This is a genomic window from Mycobacterium gordonae, from assembly GCF_002101675.1.
In the GTDB taxonomy this organism is placed as follows: Bacteria; Actinomycetota; Actinomycetes; order Mycobacteriales; family Mycobacteriaceae; genus Mycobacterium; species Mycobacterium gordonae.
The window spans coordinates 1-3,981 of the sequence record NZ_LQOY01000168.1; the positions used below are offsets into that span (position 1 = coordinate 1).

At 69.7% G+C, this 3,981-nt stretch carries 3 protein-coding genes and 2 pseudogenes; all 5 read right to left on the bottom strand.

The window, feature by feature from the left end:
• On the bottom strand, nt 1-951 hold a 951-nt coding region (locus AWC08_RS23160; RefSeq protein ID WP_142283747.1), incomplete at its 3' end, for a PE family protein.
• Between the two features lie 239 nt (nt 952-1,190).
• Nucleotides 1,191-1,940, bottom strand: a complete 750-nt coding sequence (locus AWC08_RS23165) for an SDR family oxidoreductase (RefSeq protein ID WP_065133402.1) — start codon at nt 1,938-1,940, stop codon at nt 1,191-1,193.
• Nucleotides 1,941-1,956: 16 nt separating this feature from the next.
• Nucleotides 1,957-2,445 (bottom strand): zinc finger domain-containing protein, encoded by a 489-nt coding sequence (locus AWC08_RS38545; RefSeq protein ID WP_263862030.1) that lies wholly within the window; start codon nt 2,443-2,445, stop codon nt 1,957-1,959.
• Nucleotides 2,446-2,577: 132 nt separating this feature from the next.
• A pseudogene (locus AWC08_RS38550) lies at nt 2,578-2,820 on the bottom strand (DNA-formamidopyrimidine glycosylase family protein); the annotation flags it as partial.
• Between the two features lie 48 nt (nt 2,821-2,868).
• Nucleotides 2,869-3,981: pseudogene (locus tag AWC08_RS39185) on the bottom strand (PE family protein); the annotation flags it as partial.

The following is a 3,981-nucleotide window of genomic DNA, read 5'->3' on the forward strand; positions in this document are numbered from 1 at the left end:
ATCCCCGCCATGGCCCCCCAGCAACCCACCAGCGCCGCCAGCCCCGCCGGCACCGCCATAACCGGGACCGCCCGAGCCACCGATGCCGATGCCGCCGTCACCGCCGACGCCGCCGGTGCCCATGAAGAACCCGCCGGCGCCGCCGGCGCCACCAACACCACCGTCGCCAAGCGCGTTGGTGCCACCCATTCCGCCGGCGCCGCCCGTACCGAAGAGCGGTCCCCCCGCCCCGCCGGCGCCGCCGGTACCTCCGGGCCTGTTCACACCGGTGCTGATGCCCCCCCGGCCGCCGGCTCCTCCGGATCCGAACAACCCGCCGGCTCCGCCTGTTCCACCGATTCCCGGCGTCGTACCTTGCCCCCCGTTGCCGCCGGTCCCACCGTTGCCATAAAGCCACCCGCCGGCTCCGCCGGCACCGCCGGCACCGTTGGATCCACCGGCACCGCCGGCCCCTCCGGTGCCGAACAAACCGGCGGCTCCGCCGTTGCCGCCCGCCTGCCCGGAGGCACCGGATCCACCCGCCCCTCCGTTGCCGATCAACAGCCCTCCGGGCGCACCGTCGGCACCCGTCCCTGCAGCACCATTGGCACCGTTGCCGATCAAGGGGCGGCCCAGCAGGGCTAGCGTGGGCGCATTCACCAAGCCCAGAAGGCTTTCCAAGGGGCTGACGCTGGCGGCCTCCGCCGCGGCATAGGCGTCGCCGGCAGCCATCAGGGACTGCACGAATTCGCTGTGGAAGTGTGCCGCTCGGGTGCTTATTCCCTGATATGCCTGGCCGAATTGGGAGAAAAGAACAGCGACCGCTTCCGACACTTCATCGCCGCCCGCGGCAGCCACAGTCGTAATGGACCTTGCCGCGGCAGCATTGGCGGCGGCGAACGACGAGCCGGCATCGGTCAAGTCGGTCGCCGCGGCGCACAGCGCGTCAGGATATGTGATGAGAAATGACAATTCGCGCGCCTCTCCCGTTCACAGCAGCCCTGCCCACAGCGAGCTGCCTCTATTTCGACCAGGGGCGACCCAACCCGGACGGAGCATAACTTCGTCGCGGCATTCGGTATGGAAAAATGCGCAATATTCGGCTGCCGTATAACGCGGCACTGAGTACTGACGGCCTAAAGCACAGACTGCACAGTAAGAATTCGAAATGCCTCGGCGGCAGGCTATTCCTTCGGTAGCTGCTCGGCAGGTCAGGCGAAGCGTTTGGTCAACGGCGGCGGCAGCACCCGCATCAGCTGTACCAACGGCGCCCACGGCCACCACGGCACGGCTGCGCGGCCCGGTTCACGCTCGATGGCGGCGACGAGGGCCTTGACGCCAGTTTCGTTGTCCACCATCAACATCGTCGAGCCCGACTTGGCCGTCATCTCCGACTCGATGTAGCCCGGCTCTATCACCGAGACCTTGATCGGGCCTTTGGCGTATTCGGCGCGCAGCGATTCACCCAGTGAACTGAGTCCGGCTTTGCTTGCGGCGTATGCGGCCTTGACCCCGGGCACGCCCTTGTTGCCGAGCACCGAGGAGATGAGCACCAGATGGCCGGACCCACGCTGGTGGAACATTTCCAGGGCGGTTTCGATCTGCACCAGCGCCGCGATCAGGTTCGTCTCCAGGGTCGCCTTGTTCGCCCACAACTTGCCCGAGCCCAGGCGCGCACCCTTACCGATGCCGGCGTTGACGATGACGCGGTCGATGCCGCCCAACTCGTCTCTCAACTCCGCGAACACCTTCGGCACCTGGTCGTGGTCGTTCACGTCGAGCTGCGCAACCGCGATGTTGATTGACGGATACTGTTGCGAGAGTTCGGCTTTCAGCTCTTCGAGGCGATCGGTGCGCCGCGCGCACAGCGCCAGGTCCCGGCCCTGGGCGGCGAAGGCGCGGGCCATGCCGGCACCCAGGCCGGAACTGGCGCCGGTGATGAGGATTCTCTGGCGGGTCACTCAGGCAGCATATCGATCACTTGAGCAGCCGTGACATGCGCCGGTCGGCCAGCACCTTGCCGCCGGTCTGACACGTCGGGCAGTACTGAAAAGACTTGTCCGCGAACGACACTTCGCGAACGGTGTCACCACATACCGGGCAGGGCAACCCGGTGCGGGCGTGCACCCGCAGCCCGGAACGCTTTTCGCCCTTGAGCATGGCGGCGCCCTGACCGACGGACCGGCTCACCGCGTCGGTCAGCACCGAGATCATGGCGTCGTGCAAGGTCGTGAGCTGTTCGGCGGACAGTTTGGCGGCAGTAGCGAACGGCGACAGGCGCGCCACATGCAGGATTTCGTCGCTGTAGGCATTGCCGATCCCGGCGATCACCTTCTGGTCGGTGATGACGGTCTTGATCCGCCCGGTGTTGCCGGCCAGCACCCGGGCCAGGTCGTCGGGTCCCAGTTCCAGCGCGTCCGGCCCCAGCGAGGCAATCTGCGGGACCTGCTGCGGGTCGGCGACCAGCCACACTGCCAGCCGCTTCTGGGTGCCGGCCTCGGTGAGGTCGAAGCCCGGCGCCTCGCCGGGCGGGCCCAGGTGCACGCGCAGCGCGATGGGTCCCTTGCCGGGCCGCAGCGGCGCCGCGGCCAGCTTGTCCGACCAGCGCAACCAGCCGGCGCGGGACAGGTGGGTGATCAGCCACCAGTCACCGGTCTGCAGGCCCAGGTGTTTACCCCACCGGCCGGCCCCGGCGACGGTCTGGCCGTGCAGGGCGTTGATCGGGGGATCGAAGGTCTTGAGCACCGACAGGGCGGCGACGTCGACGCGGCCGACCGTCAGGCCGACGGCGTGCCGGCGCAGATGGTCGGCGAGCGCTTCGATCTCAGGGAGTTCGGGCACCTGTTCAGTGTGCCGATTGCCGTGCAGGCAGGCTAGGCGGGCCTTGGCCTAACCCGGGGTGCCTGGTTGTCCGAACAGCTTCCCGGCCGCACCCCCGGGTCCGCCGGTGCCGCCGCCGATACCCATGCCGCCGTCGCCTCCATTGCCGATCAGCTGAGCATTGCCGCCGGCCCCACCGTTGTTGACACCACCGTTGCCACCGTCACCGCCTGCCCCGCCGTTGCCGTACAACAAGCCGCCGTTGCCCCCTCTACCGCCGTCACTTCTCTGGGTCTGCGGACTGAACGCGTTAGTGCCACCGTCGCCACCGGCCCCACCGTTGCCCAACAACTGGGCCGAGCCTCCATTGCCGCCGCTGCCCGCGGGTCCACCAATCCCCATCGTGAATGCGGCACTGACAGCCCCGCCGGCCCCACCCTTACCACCGGCACCGCCCGATCCGCTGAAGAAGCCGCCGGTCTGGCCGGCACCGCCAGCACCGCCGCTACCCCCGTTACCGCCGATGCCACCGGCACCCAGGGTGGCCTGCCCGCCGGCTCCGGCCCCGCCGCCCGCGCCGCCGGCGCCGCCGTCACCATGCAGCCACCCGCCGACGCCGCCGGCACCGCCCAAGCCTCCATTGCCACCGTTACCGCCCCGCAGGACGTCGTCCGATCCGGCGCCGGCTCCGCCGGCCCCACCGAGACCGCCATGTCCGCCGTTGCCGAACATCCCCGCGTTTCCGCCGGCGCCGGCCGTACCACTTGAACCGCCGCTGGCGCCTCGGACGGCGGTTGCCGGCGGTGTGCTGCCCTGACCGCCATGTCCGCTGTTACCGCCGGCACCACCATCGCCGTAGAAGATTCCCGCGTCTCCGCCCCTACCACCATCGCCGCCAGCGCCGCTGACCGCGGCTGGTGGCGCGACGTCAGTGAAGCTGCTGGTAGCAGCCCCGCCTGAGCCGCCGGAACCGCCCGCACCACCGGAGCCGAACAGCAGTCCCCCGTGACCACCGGCTCCGCCGGAACCGCCGGCTCCCCCGGCAAATCGATCGCCGCTGGCCGCACCGCCGAGACCACCGATGCCACCAGCTCCCCCAGTACCCGCCAACCAGCCACCGGCACCACCAGCGCCACCATTACCGGCTGCGCCGCCAGCCTGACTGCCCACCCCGGCCGCCAG